The sequence below is a fragment of the Streptosporangium sp. NPDC002524 genome, from assembly GCF_040295985.1.
Lineage (GTDB): Bacteria > Actinomycetota > Actinomycetes > Streptosporangiales > Streptosporangiaceae > Streptosporangium.
In genome coordinates, this window is the sequence record NZ_JBEOWK010000001.1 from 663,558 (window position 1) to 681,113 (window position 17,556).

A 17,556-nucleotide genomic window follows, 5' to 3' on the forward strand; every position below is an offset into this window, starting at 1 on the left:
TCCCTCACGGGAGCGAGGAGCAAGATCGCCCCCGCCGGTGATCCGATCTCGCGACCGGGAGCCGACTCTGGTCGGTATGAACCTCACCCGGAAGTTCATCCGTCCTCGCAATCGGTGTGGACCCGCGACGCGGAAGGCACCGTGCCACCTCCGCCGAAGCGGCCGCCAACGCGGCGGGCACGGTTTCGCCGCATGGCGGTCGACGGTGGCCACGATCTTCGAGAGGGGGACCGAATGACGATACGGCCGGCTTGTCGGTGATCGCGAAGCCTGGCGTGTCTCGTGGCCGGTGCCGTGCCGATCGCGGGAAACCCGCGCGCGGGTTCGGTACCGCTGAGACCACGCGCCACCGCTTCGAGCGGACGTTTCGGGTGACGCGGGGCGCACACCGCCCCTTCACGCCCACCGCTCCCTTCACGTCCGCCGCCGTCCCTTCACGCCCGCCGCCATCCTTCACGTCGCCGCCATTCCTCACGTCCGGCTGAGCGACACATACCGGCTGACAGGCAGGCACGGCCAACCGTGCCTGACCCCGCATCAGATGAAAGTCGGCGTAGCCGAAATCGAAACCAAGCGAAAAGGAACCAAGAGAACCATGCGTAGAATCACTGCGATCATCTCGATGTCTCTTATCGCCCTCGGCGCCGTGGCCGCACCCGCCGCCTACGCGTCCACGTCGTCCAGCCCCGTGCGCGTCCTCCAACCGGTACTCGCCAGTGAGGTCGGCCCCTTCGCGTTCTCCGACTGCCCGGCGGGCTCCGCGTGCTTCTGGACCAGCGACAACGGGGGCGGAAGCATGTGGAGGGCGCCGTCCTGCGGCTTCTTCGTTCTCGGCAGCAGCTACAACAACAACATCGAATCCGTACGGAACCGTGGCGGCGGTAGCGCGATTCTCTGGAACAACAACAATGGAACGAGCCGCATCAGGGAGATCTACAACAACTCGTTGAACGTCGAGCTGACCGAGGCTCAGGACAACAAGACGAGTTCGATCACGATTCTCTGCTGATTCGCGGCGGGGGGCGGTCCGGCTAGAGGCCGTACGCCCGGGGCCGCCACATGACGCGCCCGCACCGGGGACGCCACCTGGCGGCGGGCGCGGTGCGGAGGGATGAACACCGGCGGGCCGGCGCGGAATGCGCCGGCCCGCTGTCGTGCCGGAGCGGCGCCGTTCCCTGTTTCCACGGGCCGGACGACTCAGGACCTCCCCATCTAACTCTTCTTGCCGTTCGCCTGGCCGTTGCCGTGTTGCACCGGCTTGTACTTCTTGCTCTTGTCCTTGTTGGAGTTCGGATTCGGATTGGCCCTCTCCGCGGGGGGGCCGGGCGTACCGGGCCCTGGGGCCGCGCTGGGGGCGGCATCGGCCCGCCCGCCATGGTGAGAGGCGGAGGTGGAGCGCTGCTCGTCGATCACCTGCCGCGTCTCGGGCTCGGGGGTACGGGTGGGCCGTGGCGCCGTGACGGAAACAGTCTCGGAGGGAGCGACCCGCTCCGGACGGCCGGACCCGCCACTTCGCCATTCGGTGGCGACGAGGACGGTGACGGTGACGAGAACGCCGACGGTCAGGGCCGCGACGCCCACGGACAGGCGCCGGAGCCCGATGTTCCGCCGACGTGTCGGAGCGGGAGGGGCCTCTGCCTCCCCCGTGGAACGCCGGTCGGCGTCCGCGTGAAGGTACTGACCGGTGGAATAGCGCCCGGCGCCCTCGCGAAGGTGGTGATCGGTGGGATGGCGACCGGTGTCTTCGGAAAGGTGGCGGCCGGTGGAGTGATGGCCGGTGTCCGCGTGGAGGTGATGGTCCCTGGAACGCCGACCGGCTTCGGAGGACCCGGTGAAACTCCGGCCGCCTTCGGAGCGTCCGGTGGGATTCCGGTCGGCTCCGGAGCCTCCGGTGGGATTCCGGTCGGCTTCGTAGGGCCGGGTGGGGTTCCGGCCGGTGGCCGGGGGCGTGGCGCGGGTGGCGTGGGTGGCGGGGAAGGGCATCGCGGTGCCGCCCGTGCCGCGCTCCCCCAGCGCGGCCACCCGCCCCAGCTGTTCCCTGGCCCGGACGGCGTCGGTGCGCCGGGCGGGATCCTTGTCGAGCAGGCCGGCGATGACGGGCGCCAGGGGCCCGGCGTGCCGGAACGGCTCGGGGTCGGCCGTCAGTACGGCGGCGAGGGTGGCCAGCGCGGTGCTGCGCCCGAACGCGGAGCGGCCCTCCGCGGCGGCGTACAGGGTGGCCCCGAAGGACCACAGGTCGCTCTCGGCGCTCGACGCGACGCCACCGGCGCGCTCGGGGGCGATGTAGGCGGGCGTGCCCACCACCATTCCCGTACTGGTGAGGGACACGTCCTCGTCGACGGCGGTGGCCAGCCCGAAGTCGGTCAGGATCGCGTGCCCGTCACCGGTGAGCAGGATGTTGGCGGGTTTGACGTCGCGGTGCATGACCCCGGCCGCGTGGGCGGCCTCCAGCGCCGACAGCACCTCCAGCCCGACGCGCGCGATGGCGGGCGCGGGCAGCGGCCCCTCCTCGGCGATCACCTCGGCGAGGTTGCGTGAGCGTACGAGCTGCATCACGATCCACAGGCGGTCGTCGGCCCGCAGCACGTCGTACACCGCGGCGATGTTGGGATGGCTCAGCCGCGCGGCGAGGCGCGCCTCGCGCATGGTGCGTTCCAGCAGGACCTCGCGCTCCGGCCCGGCCAGGTGGTCCGGGATCTCGACCTCCTTGACCGCGACCTCACGGTGGAGGAGCTCGTCACGGGCGCGCCACACCGTCGCCATGCCGCCCCTGCCCAGCCCGGCCACGAGGCGGTACCGCCCGGCCAGCAACCACCCCTCGTGCCGCGAAGAAGACATGGGGCCATGCCTACCCGATGATTGATCCCGCATGTCACCGATATCGCCGCATCCGATGCCCACCGGTTACCGGATCGTCCCCCGGGATGTCCGACGTCACCGGCCGTCATCCCGTGTGGCCCGGGTTCGTCATGCCGCTCTCCCAGGCCCAGGCCACGATCTCGACCCGGTTGCGCAGGCCAAGCTTGGTCATGATGCCCGACACGTACCCCTTGACCGTGCTCACCGAGATGAACAGCTGATCGGCGATCTCCTGGTTGGTGCGTCCCCTGCCGATCGCCCGGACGATCTCGGTCTCCCGCGCGCTCAGGGGCTGTGCGGGCGGGCGGGCCCTGGTCCTGGCTCCCCGGTCAGTCAGGTGGCGCAGCAGCCGCAGCGTGATGGACGGCGAGATGAGTGCGTCCCCCGTGTACGCGGCCCGCACGGCCTCGACCAGCAGGGCGGGACCCGCGTCCTTCAGCACGAATCCGGCCGCGCCGCAGCGCAGCGCGCCGTGGACGTACTCGTCCAGGTCGAACGTGGTGACCATGACCACCCTGGTCGGGGCCCCGGCCAGCGCGCGGGCGACCTCGATCCCGTCGAGGCGGGGCATCTGAATATCAACCAGGCACACGTCCGGGCTCGTCCTGCGGGCCTGCTCGATCGCCTCGACCCCGTCGCCCGCCTCGGCGACCACGGTGATGTCGGGCTGGTCCTCAAGGATGATCCGCAGGCTGGCCCGGATCATCGCCTGGTCGTCGGCGAGAAGCACCCGGATGGTCATCGGTGTCCGCCGGTGGGGATGGTGGCCCGGACGGACCAGCCGGAACCGGGGCGGGGGCCTGCGGTCAGGGTGCCGCCGAGGGCTTCGAGGCGTTCGCGCATCCCGATGAGGCCGTATCCGCCGAGACCGTACCCGGTGAGCCCGTACCCGGCGCGGCGGTAGCGGCGGGCGGGCGTCCGCGGGGCGTCGTCCTCGACCTCGACCGTGACGGTCCTCGCGTGCTGGGTGACGCGGACGGTGACCGCGCGGGCGTCCGGGGCGTGCCGGGAGACGTTGGTCAGCGCCTCCCGTACGACCCGGTACACGGTGCTGCTCACCTGGGGCGGCCACCCGTCCGGGTCGGCGTCCAGCCGCAGGTGCGCCCGGCGGCCGTGGCTCTCGAAGCCCTCGACCAGCTCGCCGAGCCGTTCACGGCCCTCGGCGGCGGGTACGGCGTCGCGCAGGAGGCCGACCACGTGGCGGGTGGCGGCCAGGGCCTCCGAGCCCGCGGCCTCGATGTCCGCGAGGGATCCGGCCGTCCTCTCCGGGTGCTTGGCGGTGACGAGCTGGGCGGCCTGGGCCTGGAGCACGATGCTGGTGATGTGGTGGGCGACGACGTCGTGCAGCTCCCTGGCCAGCTCAAGGCGTTCGGCGCGCCGCACCCGCCCGGCCACGGCACGGCGTCTGGCGGCGAGCAGCCGGAGGCCGCCCCCGGCCGCCAGGGCGGCGAGCCAGAGCAGACCGCTCACCACCGGCACGGCCGAGCCGGGGTTGGCGAGGACGGCGCCCGCCACCACGGCCGGTCCCGCGACGGCCACCGCGCAGGCCGTACGGACGGGCAGCGTCCTGACCGCGGAGGCGGCGAGCACCGCCAGCCCCAGGGACGCGGCCGGGCTGGGTTCGGCGGGCAGGTGGACGAGGCGGGTGACGAGGACGGCGGACGCGGCCACGGCCAGGCCCGCGACGGCGGTCCACAGCCGGGCACGGCGGCGCACCAGGGCGAGCGCGCACACCGAGGCGGCGACCAGCGCGCCGAACGGCCAGTAACCGGCGCCCCAGGCGTCGGCCACCTGGTACGCCTGGAAGGCCACGGCCACCGCGAACACGGCGCCAAGACCGACGCCGACCGCCACCCTGGACCGGAACACGGCGCCGAGACCGACGCCGACCGCCACCCTGAACCGGAACACGGCGCCGAGACCGACGCCGACCGCCACCCTGGACCGGAACACGGCGCCGGGTTCAACGCCGGTCGCCGCCTCGGGCCGATCGGGAACACGCACGGCGTCCAGGCTAGGTGAGGCACCCCACCGGTCCGTACCGGCCGAAAGTACTGTTCCCTCCCTGCTTTCCGCCGATGTGGGAGCGGTCCGGGGTCCGCAGGATGAGGTGCCATGCCACATGAGACGCTCCCCCCGGCACCGGAGGCCACCGGGCCGGGACACCCCACGACGACCTCCTCCGGCCGGCCGCGCGTCGCCGCGCTCGACGTGCTGCGCGGGTTCGCCCTGTGCGGGATCCTGCTCGCCAACGTCAAGCCGATCGCCCACATGCTCCACACCACCCAGGTCAATCAGGCCGTGGTGGGGGTGGGCCCGGAGAACGACGGGCTGGCCTGGCTGGGGCTGTTCGTCGACCAGCGTTTCTTCCCGATCTTCTCCCTGCTGTTCGGCGTCGGGTTCTCGCTGCTGCTCGCCTCCGCCACGGAACGCGCCCCCCGCCCCCGGGTGCTCCTGCTGCGCCGCCTCCTGGCGCTGCTCGCCGTGGGCCTGGTCCACATGTTCGTGCTGTGGCGGGGTGACATCCTGACCATCTACGCCGTGGTCGGCCTGGTGGTGCTGCTGCCCTCGACCTGGCTGCCGCGCCGGGCCGTCGCGGGACTCGCCGCCGTCCTCGTCGCGCTGCCGCTGATCCTCGGCAGCAACGGCCTGCCGCTGGTGCCCGGCCTGTTCCTGCTGGGCTCGGCGCTCACCCGGTACGGGGTGATCGAGCGGATGGAGCGCTCCGTCCGCGTCCCGGCCACGCTGGCCCTGCTCTTCGCTGCGGGGGCGGTGCCCGCCACGTGGCTGCAGGTCTCGACGCCGGTCGGTGCCCCGTACTTCAACACCTGGTTTGGCCTCGCCGGGGTGCTGATCGCGGGCTTCTACGTGTGCGGCCTGCTGCTCCTGCTCAGGACGCCGCTCCGGACGGCGCTGCGGAATATCTTCGAACCGCTGGGCCGGATGGCGCTGACCAACTACCTGTCGGCCACGCTCCTCGTCCTGCTGACCGCCCGCCTCGCGGGCGGCTCCCCGGACGGCTGGACGTCGGCGACGGTGCTCCTGATCGCGGGAGCCATCCTCGTCCCCCAGTGGCTGCTGTCCACGCTCTGGCTGCGCCGCCACCGCCAGGGCCCGCTGGAATGGCTCTGGCGCTGGGCCACCTGGGCCCGCCGCCCGCCCCTGCGCCGCACCCCCTGACCGGCGGGTTCCCACCGGCGAGGCGCCGGACCTGGTGGCTCGCCGGGCCCGCGCACGCCCTCGCGCGCGCCGGGCCCGTTCGGCGTTCCGCTCCGGCCGGGTGGGCGCGCCCGGTGTCCAGGCCGGCCAGGAAGGAGAGCGTCCCGAAGTGCGCGCCGCCCGAACGACGATCTCGCCGCGGCCGAGAACAGAGGATCTTCGCGGCAGTGGCCGTGAAACCGACGGCGTGTCGCTGACCTGGGATGACTGTCGTCGCGATCGCCGCTCAGACGGGATCGGCGCCCACCGGGTCGCGGGAGGTTCACAGGGTTTTGGTGAGTCCTCCGTCGATGACGAAGTCGGCGCCGGTGACGTTCCCCGCCCGGTCGGCGGCCAGGAGCAGCACCAGGTCGGCGATTTCGTACGGGTGGGTGAACCTGCCGGTCTCGGCTTGGGCGGCGGCCTGTTCGGCCACCGCTTCCGGGTCGGCACCGTTCGCGCGGGCAACGGTCGCGGCGACGCCTTCGGCTCCGAGCCACAGGTCCGTGGTGACCGGGCCGGGACTGATGGTGTTGACCCGGATGCCCTGGGCCCCGACCTCCTTCGACAGGGCTTTGGAGAAGTTGGTCAGGGCGGCTTTGGCGGCGCTGTAGTCGATCACCCCTGGATCGGGCAGGAAGGCGTTGACCGAACTGATCGTGACGATGTTGCCGTGCCCGGCCGCGAGCATGGCCGGCAGCGCGGCGCGGGTGGCGCGTATCGCCGCCATCAGGTTGAGCGTCAGGCTGTGCAGCCACTGTTCGTCGGTGACGTCCAGGAACCCTGTCAGGCGCGGCGCGACCGCGCCGACGTTGTTGACCAGGATGTCGAGACGTCCGTGTGCCAGCGCGGCGGCGACGAGGTGGGCCGGGCCCTCGGGGGTGGCGAGATCGACCTCGATCGCCTGCACGCTTCCCCTTTGGCCCAGTTCTTTGAGTTCAGGGGTGTTCCGGCGCGATCCGGTGACGACGTGGACACCCTCCTCGGCCAGGGCCTGGGCGACGGCCAGCCCGATTCCCTTGCTGGCGCCGGTCACCACCGCGACCTTGCCCCGCAGTTTCAAGTCCATGACATACCCCTTCCGATAGACCGTCCGCGGCGTTGACCCCCGTTGACCCCCGTTGACCGGTCAACGCCGCGGGTCACCTCAGTTCGCCCGCAGGTCGTTTTCGGCAAGCCAGGCCAGGCAGGCGTCGGCGATCTCACGCCAGCCGTGGTCGATGGTCAGGGAGTGGCCGCGGTCGGGGAACTCCTGGAAGTCGGTGATCGCGGTGGAGTCCCGGTACTGCTTGAGGGTCGCCTTGGTGACGGTCTCGGGGACGGTGTGGTCCTTGCCGCCGGCGATCAGGAGCAGCGGTCCCCGGGTGTTGTTGCCGGTGTCGACCTTGGCGGGCGAATGCGGCGAGAAGTTGGCGGCGGCGGCCTCGAACAACGGCTTGCCCGGCGCGGGGATCGTCCAGCGTTCGTACAGTTCGGCGGCCTCCTGAGCAGGGATGACGTTGCCGAAAGCATAGGTGAACTGGTCGAGGGTGAGGGAGACCGCCCGGTGTTTGTTGGCAAGGTTTTTGAACACCGGCAGGGTCGAGCGCAGGGCCGACAGCGGCAGCGGCAGCACCCCCTTGATCTGTGCGGCGTCGATCGCGATCGCGGCCCTGGCCAGGTCCTGCCCGAGCAGCTTTTCGGCGATCATGCCGCCGAAGGAGTGGCCGATCAGGATCGGCTTGACGTCCAGAGCATTGATGATCTTCGTGTAGTGGGCGACGACGTCGTCGATGCCGTGGTCGGCGATGCTGTCGGGGTTCTTCCTGGACAGTTCGACGCTTTCGCCGTCGCCCGGCCAGCCGGGGGCCGTCGCGTCGTAGCCGGCGGCCGTGAACAGCTCGGTCCAGGAGGACCAGGAAGTGGCGTGCAGCCACAGGCCGTGGATGAAGATGACGGGAATCGGTGCGGTCATCGGTCGCTCCTCAGAAACTGACTGTCATACCGGATGGGTGTGCTTGACCGCCTGGGTCGCGGTGGCGGCGGTGCGGATGTGGCCGGCCACGGCCGCCGGTCGCGACAGCGCGATCGCGTGTGAGGCGTCGACCTCGATGGTGTCGGCCCCGGCACGCTGGGCCATGAAACGCTGTGCAGCGGGATGGATCGCCTGGTCGGCGGTCGCCACGACGTACCAGGACGGCAGGGTCTTCCAGCTCGCGGCGGGAGAGCTCTCCTCGAAGGCCACCGCCGCGATGGGGCGCTGCGCGGCGGCCGCCACCGAGATGAGGCGCTTGGGCAGGTCGGCGGCGAACACCGCGGGGAAGCGGTCGTCCTTGATGTACAGCTCCACGGCCTCCTCGCCATCGCCGGCGCGGAAGACGGCCGGCCGCAGCGCCGGGCCCAGCAGGCTGTCGGGGAAGCGGCCCGTGATGTCCAGCACGCTCTCCCCCGCCTCCAGGGCGAAAGCGGCCACGTAGACCAGCCCGACCACGTTGCCCAGCTGGGCCGCGGCCCGGGTGACGACCACACCGCCGTAGGAGTGACCCACCAGCAGGACCGGGCCGTCGATCGCGGCGACGACGCCGGCGAGGTAGGCGGCGTCGGTGGCCGATCCACGCAGCGGGTTGGCCACCGCGGTCACGGGGATCCCGAAGGCCTGGAGCTCGGCGATCACGCCCGCCCAGCTCGACGCGTCCGTGAAGGCGCCGTGGACCAGCACGACGGTCGGCGTGCTGCCGTTTCTGAAGGGTCTTCCTGTGGTCATGACATCACCGTAGGAAGCCCGCCACGCGCCTCGCGAGCGTCACATGACTGCGTCACCGAGCGTCACCGAGCGTCACCGGGCGTCACTGAGCGAGGCGGCGAGGTCAGGCCGATACGCGCAGGGCTGTGCCCAACGCCGACCGCGAGGTGATCCCCAGCTTGGGGAAGATCCTGTAGAGGTGGGAGCCGACGGTCCGATGCGACAGATAGAGCTTCTCGCCGATCTCCCGGTTCGTCAGGCCATCGGCCGCCATCTGGGCGATCTGGAGTTCCTGCGCGGTCAGCACGTCACGCGCCTCACTGCTGCGACTGCGGCTGCTCTCTCCGGAGGCCCGCAGCTCCTGGCGCGCTCGCTCGCTCCAGGGGATCGCCCCCAGGGCGTCGAACGTCTCGCGAGCCATGCGCAGGGGCGCCCGCGACTCGGCCGTACGCCGCCGGCGCCGCAGCCATTCCCCGTACGCCAGCTGCACCCGGGCCCGCACGAAGGGCCATCGCCGCAGGTCGGCCCCGAGCGCGGCGTCGAAGAAGGGCTCCGCCGCGGCCTCGTCGGCCAGCACGGCCCGGGCGTAGCGCAGGTCGGCGTGCAGGGACGGCGACGGTGTGGTGAGCGCCACCGCCTCCAGTTCCGCGATGACGCCGGCGACCGCGTGGCTTTGACCGCTGTGCACCGCGGCGTCCGCGAGCTCGGCGACGGAAAAGCAGCGTAGCGCCAGGTGGAAGGCCGGATCGGCGGGATCGTGCATCCGTCGCAGATGGTCGAAGGCGTCGGCGTAGCGTCCCTCGCCCAGCGCGGCGAGCCCGCGCGCGAGCTGCACCGTGGCCAGCACGGGGCGGGCTCCGATGGGCAGGGCCACCTGCTCGGCCGCCACCGCGAGGCTCTCCACGTGATCCTGCTCGCCGCGTAGCGCGGCGAGCACCGCGCCCGAGGCCTGGGCGATGGCGTGCATCAGCGGCTGGGATGTCTCGTGCGCCAGGCGGGCGGCCTCCTCGGCCGCGGGAATGGCCACGCTCAGGTCGGCCAGCCGGGCCGCGCTCCACGCCTGTGCCCCGAGGTCTCGCGCCAGGAGGCTGATCCGGCCCTGCGCGCGCAGGACCGGCAGCGACGCGGCGCAGAATTCCTCCGCCAGGTCGAAGGCCCCCACCATCAACGCCGAACTGCCGAGCAGGCGGGCCGCCGACCGGCCGCCGGTCGGGTGGGCGGCCAGATGGCGTAGCCGCTCGATCACGACCTTGCCACGCTCGATCGGAGCCGCGAACGCCAAGATCGTCAGCAACTGCCCGTCCAGATCGTCGACGGGCAGGCCCTCGGCCACGGTGACGACGCGTTGCCGCGACCGCTCGTCGGCATGAGCCCAGAAACAGCGCAGGGACGCACTGGACAGGAGTTTCAGCGCGAGATCGACGTCCCCTTGAGCCGCCATGCTCTCGGCGAGGTCGGCCAGTGAGCGCGCCGCCGCGCTGTCGTCGCGGATGCCGTCCTCGAAGCTCTCGCGGATCCACACGACACGGGCCCGCTGCTGGGCCGACAGCCGCGGCGGCTCGCCTTCGCCCAGCAGTCGCACGACGATGTCGCGCCGTCCCATCTCGGCCGCGTACTCGGCGGCCCGCACCAGACGTTCACACCGGTGAGCGGGATCCTCGCTGAGCCTGACCGCGTGCTCCAGCGCCGCGACGGCCGACACCAGGTCGCCCCGGCGTCGCACGCTCCTGGCCGCGGCCTCCAGCTCGGCGGCGATGCTCTCGTCCGGCCTGGGAGTGGAGGCCGCGCGGTGCCAGAGGCGACGGTCCGGCCGGCCGGTGAGGACGTCGGCCAAGGCGGCGTGCACCGCGTGCCTCTGGGAGATGCTCGCCCCCTGGTAGATCGCCGAGCGCATGAGCGGGTGCCGGAACGACACTCCGGTTTCGTCCACGTCGATCAGCCGCGCGGTGACAGCGGGAGCCAGATCATCCGCCGTGACCGGTTCGGCGGTGATCAGCGCGGTGGCGTCGAGGATCTCGGAGAGGGCGGTGCTGTCGTTGAGCGCGGCCACCAGCAGCATGGTCCGCAGGGTCGGCGGCAACCCCGACATGCGGGCGGTGAAGGTCTGTTCCAGCCGGGTGGTCAGCGGGAGCCACCCCGGCGGCAGGGGCCCCTTCTCGTCCCGCGTGTCCGAGGCGATCGGCAGTTCGACGAGGGCCAAGGGGTTTCCCGCGGCCTCCCGCAGCAGCCGGGTGCGCACCTCCGGCGCCAGAGTGGGGCTGAAGGCGTCCAGCAAGGCGGTCGCGGCGGTGTCGTCGAGCCGATCGAGGAGCAGTTCCCGCAGCCCCGCCCTGTCAAGGGGACTCTGGAAACCGTCGCGTATCGCGGCCAGCAGCACGATCGGTTCGGAGTCCAGCCGCCGCGCGACGAACGCGAGCACGTCGGCGCTGGCGCGGTCCAGCCAGTGAGCGTCCTCGACAAGGAGCAGGAGGGGCGAGCGGGCGGCGGCCTCGCCCAGGAGGTTCAGCGCCGCCAGGGCGATGAGGAACGGTTCCGGCGCCCGGGCGCCGGTCAACCCGAACGCCGCTTCCAGCGCGTCGCGCTGCGGGGCGGGCAGTTCCCCGATCTCGGTACGAAGCGGAAGCAGCACCTGATGCAGACCGGCGAAGGGCATGTGCGTCTCCGACTCCACACCCACCGTCCGCAAGATCCGCATGCCACGCGCGGCCGCGATCCTCGCCGTGTCCAGCAACAGGGCGGACTTCCCGATTCCCGCCTCGCCGCGCACCAGCATCGCCCCGCCGCCCCTGCGGACGCCGTCCAGGAAACCGCTTAGACGCCGCCTTTCAGACTCCCGCCCGAAAAGTGTCTTTATCGGCTGATTTGATGGCATATAAAGCCATTTTCGCTTGCCCTTGGGGTCCCGTCCAGCGAGCTCCAGGCAGGGGCGGACCGGTGAGCCGGGGCTACCGGCAGATCCGCCGACGGATCGCTTCTGACCAAACCGGTCCTGCGCCGTGGCGAAATCCGGGGGTGCGACGTTCCCGCGGCCGGATGTCGCGCCTGCTTCGGGGGTGGCGGTGACGAGGGTGCCGGGGACAAGCACAGTGCCTTCGTCGGGAACGCGGATCATGAGGATTCCGGCCTTTCACTGATCACTGATGCGCTCGGTTCTGCGGGTGCGCGTGTTCCGGGCGGTTCGCGGGCGGCGGCGCTCTCCGGGAGTGACGCCTGGTGGCCGTGATCGCTCCCGAGCTGGACGGACGGGCCCGATGCCTGCCTCGGTGTTCTCCATCCAAGTCGCGCGCACGCGACCCGGCCAGGCAGAACAGCAGGCAGGAGTGGCGCGGAAATCATCAGGGAACGGCGTTGGCCAGGTCACGGCAGCGGCCGCCCGCCTCGGCGTCGCCGATGGTCTCGTACACCTCGGCCGCCCGCGCATAGGTCTGGCGGCTCTCGCCGGTCCGGTCCTCCTCGGCCAGCAAGGCCGCCAGCGTCTCCAGGGAGCGGGCCTGCGGGGCGGGCAACCGGGCCTGTTCCATGAGGCCGATCGCCTCGGTGAGCCTGACGATCGCCTCGGCCCGCCGGCCGAGCAGTCCCAGGCATTCGCCGACGCGGGCGAGCGCGATCGGCCGGATGATCGCCGCGACACTCGGTGTCACCCCCGAGCGGTCGTCGTTCAGCAGGGTCAGCAGGTCGAGGTAGTGCTCCAGCGCCTCGCCGTGGTGTCCGGCGTCGCGCAGACAGGTGGCGAGGGCGCCCAGGCAGTGGCAGTACCGGTCGATGTCGCCGTTGGTCCTGTGTATCCTCGCCGCCTGGGTTTCCGCCACGATGGCCTCGTCGAGCCGGCCGAGCCGCCGGAACGCGCCCGCCGCGTGGTGGTGGGCCAAGGCGATCTGCGTCGTGGCGCCGCCGCGGGTGGCCAGGTCCATCGCCTGGGCCGTGTAGCGCAGTGCGGTCCGCGGGTCGTCTCGCGGCAGCAGATGGACCCAGGCCAGCATGTTCAGCTGGGCTGCCTGCCGGGTCCGATCGCCCAGGGCGGCGGCGGCCTCGGCACCGAGGGTGAAGACCTCGTACCAGTGCGGGGCGTGCATCCACCGGTCGGAGAACCAGTCCATCGACTCGGCGCAGCCGAGAACGGCGGCGAACCGGCCGATGCCCGCCAGGTGGCGTAACGCGCCCAGCCAGTTGTCCGCGTTCGCGCGCAGCCACTGGTCGGCCTCCTCCGCGGAGGACAGCTCAGCGGACAGCTCGGCGGCATCGGGACCAGCTTGACCAGGATGGCCGTATCCGGGCTCGAACCATCGTCCGGCGGTGGTGGCCGTCCGCACCAGCCACGACGTCATCGCCACGGTGAGCGCGTCGTGCTCGGCCGCGGACTCCTCCTGCCGGAGCCGGTCACGGGCGAACAGTCGGACCAGATCATGGAAGCGGTAACGTCCCGCCGCGCTGTCCTGCAACAGCCCGAGATCGACGAGGTCGTCGAGGGCGTCCCACGCCCCCTCGATCGACGTGCCGCCCGCCACCGCGGCCAGCGCCGCGTCGAAGCTGCGGCCCGGCACCAGGGCGAGCCGGCGAAACAGCCGCCGCGTCGAGGCGGCCAACTGCTCGTAAGACAACCCGAACGCGCCGGCGATCTTCAGATCACCGGCACTGAGCTGCTCCAGACGGCGCTCCTCGTTCGCCAGCCGGGCAGCGAGATCGGCGGCGTTCCAGCTCGGCCGGCTGACCAGCCGATTCCCCGCGATCCGCAACGCGAGAGGCAACCCGCCACACAACCGCGCCAGCTGCCCCAGCGCCGGCCCCTCGTCCGGGGCACCGCGATCCTTCAGGATTCCCCCCAGCAACTCGGTCGCCTCCAGCAAAGGCAGCGGCCCCAGACCGAGTCTGCGCACCCCCTCAAGACCGGCCAGCAGACGGCGACTGGTCACCAGCGCCCTGCCCGCACCCCCGCCGGGCAGCAGCGGCCGGACCTGCTCCTCGGAGGCGGCGTTGTCGAGCACGATCAGCACCCGCCGCTCACGCAGCAGGGACCGGTACAACGACGCACGCCCGGCGACATCACCCGGAATCTGCTGATCGGCGACGCCGAGCGCGCGAAGCAACGTGCCCAGGGCCTCCCCGACGGCCAAGGGTCGCGCGGACATCCCGAACAGGTCGAGGAAGAACACCCCGCCGGGAAAGTCCGGCCGCAGCGCATGGGCGGTGCGGACCGCCAGCGTGGTCTTGCCCAGCCCGGCCGAACCGGTGATCAGCCCCACCCCCGCGGCACCCGGCACCTCCCCGGCACGCACCAGCTCGCCGGTCCAGGCCAGCTCCGCCGCCCGGCCGGTGAAGTCGTCGACCGAGCGCGGCAGCTCACACAACCCGGTCGGACGCGCCCAGCGATCACGCAGACGCCCCTCACGCGCCAGACCGACCAGCTGTTCACGGTCGGCGCCGGCCAGGCCGAGAGCGTCGGCCAGCGCGGTGACGGTCCGGTGCTGAGGACCCCTGCTGCGCCCGCGTTCCATGTCCGACAGCGTCCGGACGCCGACCCCCGAGGCCTCGGCGAGCTGCTCCAGAGTCAGGCGCGCCGCGTGCCGATGGCCACGCAGCGCCTCCGCGAAGCCGCTCGAAGTGGTGATCGAGTGCTCCTTCTTCGCGACGTGCCGGAAACCACCTAAAGCTTATCGGAAAAATTGGGAAAATCAGGAACATCGGCCCTGGTCATCGCCCTTCTGTCATATCCGCCTCCTGTCGCCGGTGCCGGGCGCCCCGGCCATGAAAGCGTCCGGGCCGGGGGCGGGCCTCCCGGCACCGGCCCGCGAACAGAAGTCACCGCACGATCGAGGGCGAGCCGCCGCTTCGTTCACCTTCGGCGCCGCCGCTTCGTTCACCTTCGGCCTGGAACAAGACGTGCGGTCACGCAGCACTCGGTGACCGCGGTCACGTAGCGCTCGGTGACGCAGTCAGGTGACGCTCGCACGGCAAGCGAGCCGGTTTCTACGGTTTGCCGCATGAACGCCCATCGCTCCAGCGCTCCTTGAGCAGCGACGCCGGGACTCCCGGCAAAGCGCGGACGACGCCCCGGTCCGCCGTGGAGAGACCGGCGAGCCGGACCGCACAGCCGACGCGTTCAGCAGCCTACGACCCTCGCTCGCCTCGAAAAGGGGAACGTCCTGTGAAAACCCTCCATTTCACCCTTGCCCCGAAGATCCGCGGCCGCGCCGTCATCCCGATCGCGGTGATCGGCATGCTCGCCGCCCTCGCCCTCGCCCCCGCCGCCTCCGCCGTGGCCACACCGGCCCCCATCACAGCCGTCGCCTCCCAGACGCCGTCGAAGACCGGCGACGAGCCGCGAGTTCCAGCGGGTTTCCGCGAGCGGAGAGCTCAGGTCGGCGACGTCGCGATCAACTACGTGCGCGGTGGACACGGGCCGACGCTGGTGCTGCTGCACGGGTATCCGCAGACCTGGTACACCTGGCGCGAGGTCCTGCCCGAGCTCGCCAAGCACTACACGGTCATCGCGCCGGATCTCCGCGGAGCGGGCAAGAGCGACGCACCCGCCGGTGGCTACGACAAGAAGACCCTCGCCGCCGACGTACACGGGCTGTTGACCACGCTCGGCCTCAAGCGGGACATCAGGCTCGTGGGGCACGACATCGGCACGATGGTCGCCTACGCCTACGCCGCCGCCCACCCCGGCGACGTCACCAAGCTGGTCCTCAGCGAGGCACCCATCCCCGACAAGACCCTCTACACCTTCCCCTCCCTCACCCCGAAGGGGCCGGGCTTCTGGAACTTCGGCTACTTCAGCCTCACCAACGGCCTGCCCGAGCGCATGGTGGACGGCAGGGAAGAGCAGTGGGTGGAGCGTTTCGTCGACTCCCTCGAAGTCAAGAAGAACGGCGTCAGCGACAAACAGGTCCGCGAGTACGCCCGCTACCTGCGCGACGACGCGCACCTGCGGGCGAGTTTCGAATGGTTCCGCGCCTTCCCCCAGGACGTCGCCGACAACCGCGCGTACGGCGCGAAGAAGCTCACCATGCCCGTACTCGCCATCGGCGCCCGCGGCAGCCTCGGTGACTCCGTCCCCGCCCAGGTCCGCAGGTACGCCCGCCATGTGACCGGGACCGTCATCGAGGACTCCGGTCACTGGATCTTCGAGGAACACCCCGAACAGCTCACCAGCGCACTCCTGCGTTTCCTCGAGAAGAACTGACCCGACGCCGGAACAGGAGCAGCCACATGAACAGACGTCCACCCCAGACCGGCGACGCGCGGAACCCCTTCTGGTTCCTCGGCGGCCAGGCCCAGATCCTGGTGCCGGGCACGGCGACCGGCGGCACCCTGAGCGTGATGGAGTTCACCGATCTCAAGGGTCACGCGCCACCCCTGCACGTTCACGAGGCGGAGGACGAGATCTGGATCGTGCTCGACGGCGAGATCACCTTCTTCGTCGGGGACGATCGCTACGACCTGCACGCCGGTGCCGTCGCGCACGGCCCCCGCGGCATCCCGCACAGCTACCTGGTCCGCTCACCGAACGCCCGCCTGGTCGCCGCCTTCGGCCCCGCCGGCATCGAGAAGTGGTTCGCCGCCAACGGCTCGCCCATCTCCCACGTGAACGACGCGCCGGCCTCCTTCGACATCGAGGCCGTCGTCGCCTCGGCCGAGGCGTACCGCCTGCGCGTGGCGGGGCCTCCGCCGGTGGCCTAGGCGCACCGCTCCCACCACGCCATTCCGCGCCCCGCCCCTGCCCGCCCCGCCCCTGCCTTGCCCTGCCTTGCCCAACGGATAGACAGGCGGGCGGGCGACGACTTAAGCCTCCCGCTGCCTCAGCGCCTCGCTCGACACCTTCATCCCTACCAAGGAGATCCACCATGTCCGAGCACGTGTCCTCACGGACCTCTCCGCTCTCCCGGCCGGGAACCCGAATCCCGCTGCCCGTGACGCTGACCGCCCTGACCGCCCTGACCGTGCTGACCATGCTGGCCATCCTGGCCACGGCTCTTCCCTCGTCGGCCGCCGCCTCCACCACGGCGGGCCGGCATACGGCCAAGCCCACCGTGGTGCTGGTCCACGGCGCGTTCGCCGACGCCTCAAGCTGGAACAAGGTCGTCGCCCGGCTCCAGGAGGACGGCTACCCGGTGATCGCCCCCGCCAATCCCCTGCGCGACCTGGCAGGCGATTCGGCCTATCTGTCGAGCGTCGTCTCCAGCATCGACGGACCGGTCATCCTGGTCGGCCACTCCTACGGCGGAGCGGTCATCACCAACGCCGCCACCGGCCACCCCAACGTCAAGGCGCTGGTCTTCGTCGCCGCGTTCGCGCCCGAGGAGGCCGAGTCGGCGCTCGACCTGACCGGCAGGTTCCCCGGCAGCCGACTGCCCACCAGCCTGATCACCCGTGAGTATCCGCTGCCCGGCGGCGGCACCGGCACCGACGCCTACATCACCCCCGCCGCGTTCCGTGCCGCCTTCGCCGCCGACCTGCCCGCCCGCGACACCGCCCTGATGGCCGCTACCCAGCGCCCGGCCGCCCTGGCCGCGCTCGGCTCCCCGAGCGCGGCGCCCGCCTGGAAGACCATCCCCTCCTGGTACCTGGTCGCCGGCGCCGACCAGGCCATCCCGCCCGCGGCCCAGCGGTTCATGGCCAAGCGCGCCGGCGCGCGCACCAGCGAGGTCAGGGAGGCCTCACACGTGATCATGATCTCCCGGCCTGACGCCACCGCCGCCGTCATCACGGCGGCGGCCCGCGCCATCCGCTGATCCCGTCCGGCACCCATCGGTCCGAAGCCGCGGCAGGCGCGATAC

General features: G+C 71.6%; 13 protein-coding genes. 5 read left to right on the forward strand and 8 right to left on the reverse strand.

Features of this window, described 5'->3' with window-relative positions; genetic code table 11:
- Positions 1 to 595: 595 nt before the first annotated feature.
- The gene (locus tag ABT053_RS02760; RefSeq protein WP_350967080.1) at positions 596 to 1,009 is read left to right on the forward strand and encodes a peptidase inhibitor family I36 protein; all 414 of its coding nucleotides are present in this window, start codon (positions 596 to 598) and stop codon (positions 1,007 to 1,009) included.
- Between the two features lie 203 nt (positions 1,010 to 1,212).
- Here the strand turns inward: ABT053_RS02760 and ABT053_RS02765 are convergent, their stop codons facing one another.
- The 3 genes from ABT053_RS02765 to ABT053_RS02775 form a co-directional block, all read right to left on the reverse strand.
- Positions 1,213 to 2,838, reverse strand: a complete 1,626-nt coding sequence (locus tag ABT053_RS02765) for a serine/threonine-protein kinase (RefSeq protein ID WP_350967081.1) — start codon at positions 2,836 to 2,838, stop codon at positions 1,213 to 1,215.
- 106 nt (positions 2,839 to 2,944) lie between these two features.
- Positions 2,945 to 3,601 (reverse strand): response regulator, encoded by a 657-nt coding sequence (locus ABT053_RS02770; RefSeq protein ID WP_350967082.1) that lies wholly within the window; start codon positions 3,599 to 3,601, stop codon positions 2,945 to 2,947.
- Positions 3,598 to 4,863: a sensor histidine kinase gene (locus ABT053_RS02775; protein ID WP_350967083.1), complete on the reverse strand. Its 1,266-nt coding sequence runs from the start codon at positions 4,861 to 4,863 to the stop codon at positions 3,598 to 3,600. Before ABT053_RS02775 ends, ABT053_RS02770 begins: the two co-directional genes overlap by 4 nt.
- Before the next feature lie 111 nt (positions 4,864 to 4,974).
- Between ABT053_RS02775 and ABT053_RS02780 the strand changes: the two genes are divergently transcribed.
- Positions 4,975 to 6,039 carry a DUF418 domain-containing protein gene (locus tag ABT053_RS02780; protein WP_350967084.1) on the forward strand — a complete coding sequence of 355 codons (1,065 nt, stop codon included), beginning with the start codon at positions 4,975 to 4,977 and terminating at the stop codon, positions 6,037 to 6,039.
- Between the two features lie 301 nt (positions 6,040 to 6,340).
- Here the strand turns inward: ABT053_RS02780 and ABT053_RS02785 are convergent, their stop codons facing one another.
- The 5 genes from ABT053_RS02785 to ABT053_RS02805 all read right to left on the reverse strand — a co-directional run bounded on the left by ABT053_RS02785 (position 6,341) and on the right by ABT053_RS02805 (position 14,385).
- A complete protein-coding gene (locus ABT053_RS02785) occupies positions 6,341 to 7,126 on the reverse strand; it encodes an oxidoreductase (RefSeq protein WP_350967085.1) in 786 nt (261 codons plus the stop codon).
- A 78-nt stretch (positions 7,127 to 7,204) separates the two neighbouring features.
- The gene (locus tag ABT053_RS02790) at positions 7,205 to 8,011 is read right to left on the reverse strand and encodes an alpha/beta fold hydrolase (RefSeq protein ID WP_350967086.1); all 807 of its coding nucleotides are present in this window, start codon (positions 8,009 to 8,011) and stop codon (positions 7,205 to 7,207) included.
- 24 nt (positions 8,012 to 8,035) lie between these two features.
- The gene (locus tag ABT053_RS02795) at positions 8,036 to 8,800 is read right to left on the reverse strand and encodes an alpha/beta fold hydrolase (protein WP_350967087.1); all 765 of its coding nucleotides are present in this window, start codon (positions 8,798 to 8,800) and stop codon (positions 8,036 to 8,038) included.
- 103 nt (positions 8,801 to 8,903) lie between these two features.
- Positions 8,904 to 11,651: a helix-turn-helix transcriptional regulator gene (locus ABT053_RS02800; protein ID WP_350967088.1), complete on the reverse strand. Its 2,748-nt coding sequence runs from the start codon at positions 11,649 to 11,651 to the stop codon at positions 8,904 to 8,906.
- 463 nt (positions 11,652 to 12,114) lie between these two features.
- Positions 12,115 to 14,385 carry a helix-turn-helix domain-containing protein gene (locus ABT053_RS02805; protein WP_350967109.1) on the reverse strand — a complete coding sequence of 757 codons (2,271 nt, stop codon included), beginning with the start codon at positions 14,383 to 14,385 and terminating at the stop codon, positions 12,115 to 12,117.
- A 536-nt stretch (positions 14,386 to 14,921) separates the two neighbouring features.
- Between ABT053_RS02805 and ABT053_RS02810 the strand changes: the two genes are divergently transcribed.
- From ABT053_RS02810 to ABT053_RS02820, 3 genes are all read left to right on the forward strand, one after another.
- Positions 14,922 to 15,962, forward strand: a complete 1,041-nt coding sequence (locus ABT053_RS02810; protein WP_350967089.1) for an alpha/beta fold hydrolase — start codon at positions 14,922 to 14,924, stop codon at positions 15,960 to 15,962.
- Between the two features lie 26 nt (positions 15,963 to 15,988).
- Positions 15,989 to 16,459 carry a cupin domain-containing protein gene (locus ABT053_RS02815; protein ID WP_350967090.1) on the forward strand — a complete coding sequence of 157 codons (471 nt, stop codon included), beginning with the start codon at positions 15,989 to 15,991 and terminating at the stop codon, positions 16,457 to 16,459.
- A 164-nt stretch (positions 16,460 to 16,623) separates the two neighbouring features.
- Positions 16,624 to 17,511, forward strand: coding sequence for an alpha/beta fold hydrolase (locus ABT053_RS02820; protein WP_350967091.1), 888 nt, complete (start codon positions 16,624 to 16,626; stop codon positions 17,509 to 17,511).
- The last annotated feature ends 45 nt before the right edge of the window (positions 17,512 to 17,556 follow it).

What these genes read in the sequence shown, in the direction of transcription:
- ABT053_RS02820 (WP_350967091.1), top strand. Translation starts at nt 16,624, where the DNA reads ATGTCCGAGCACGTGTCCTCACGGACCTCTCCGCTCTCCCGGCCGGGA.
- ABT053_RS02795 (WP_350967087.1), bottom strand. Translation starts at nt 8,800, where the DNA reads ATGACCACAGGAAGACCCTTCAGAAACGGCAGCACGCCGACCGTCGTG.
- ABT053_RS02770 (WP_350967082.1), bottom strand. Translation starts at nt 3,601, where the DNA reads ATGACCATCCGGGTGCTTCTCGCCGACGACCAGGCGATGATCCGGGCC.
- ABT053_RS02760 (WP_350967080.1), top strand. Translation starts at nt 596, where the DNA reads ATGCGTAGAATCACTGCGATCATCTCGATGTCTCTTATCGCCCTCGGC.
- ABT053_RS02765 (WP_350967081.1), bottom strand. Translation starts at nt 2,838, where the DNA reads ATGTCTTCTTCGCGGCACGAGGGGTGGTTGCTGGCCGGGCGGTACCGC.
- ABT053_RS02790 (WP_350967086.1), bottom strand. Translation starts at nt 8,011, where the DNA reads ATGACCGCACCGATTCCCGTCATCTTCATCCACGGCCTGTGGCTGCAC.
- ABT053_RS02800 (WP_350967088.1), bottom strand. Translation starts at nt 11,651, where the DNA reads ATGCCATCAAATCAGCCGATAAAGACACTTTTCGGGCGGGAGTCTGAA.
- ABT053_RS02785 (WP_350967085.1), bottom strand. Translation starts at nt 7,126, where the DNA reads ATGGACTTGAAACTGCGGGGCAAGGTCGCGGTGGTGACCGGCGCCAGC.
- ABT053_RS02815 (WP_350967090.1), top strand. Translation starts at nt 15,989, where the DNA reads ATGAACAGACGTCCACCCCAGACCGGCGACGCGCGGAACCCCTTCTGG.
- ABT053_RS02780 (WP_350967084.1), top strand. Translation starts at nt 4,975, where the DNA reads ATGCCACATGAGACGCTCCCCCCGGCACCGGAGGCCACCGGGCCGGGA.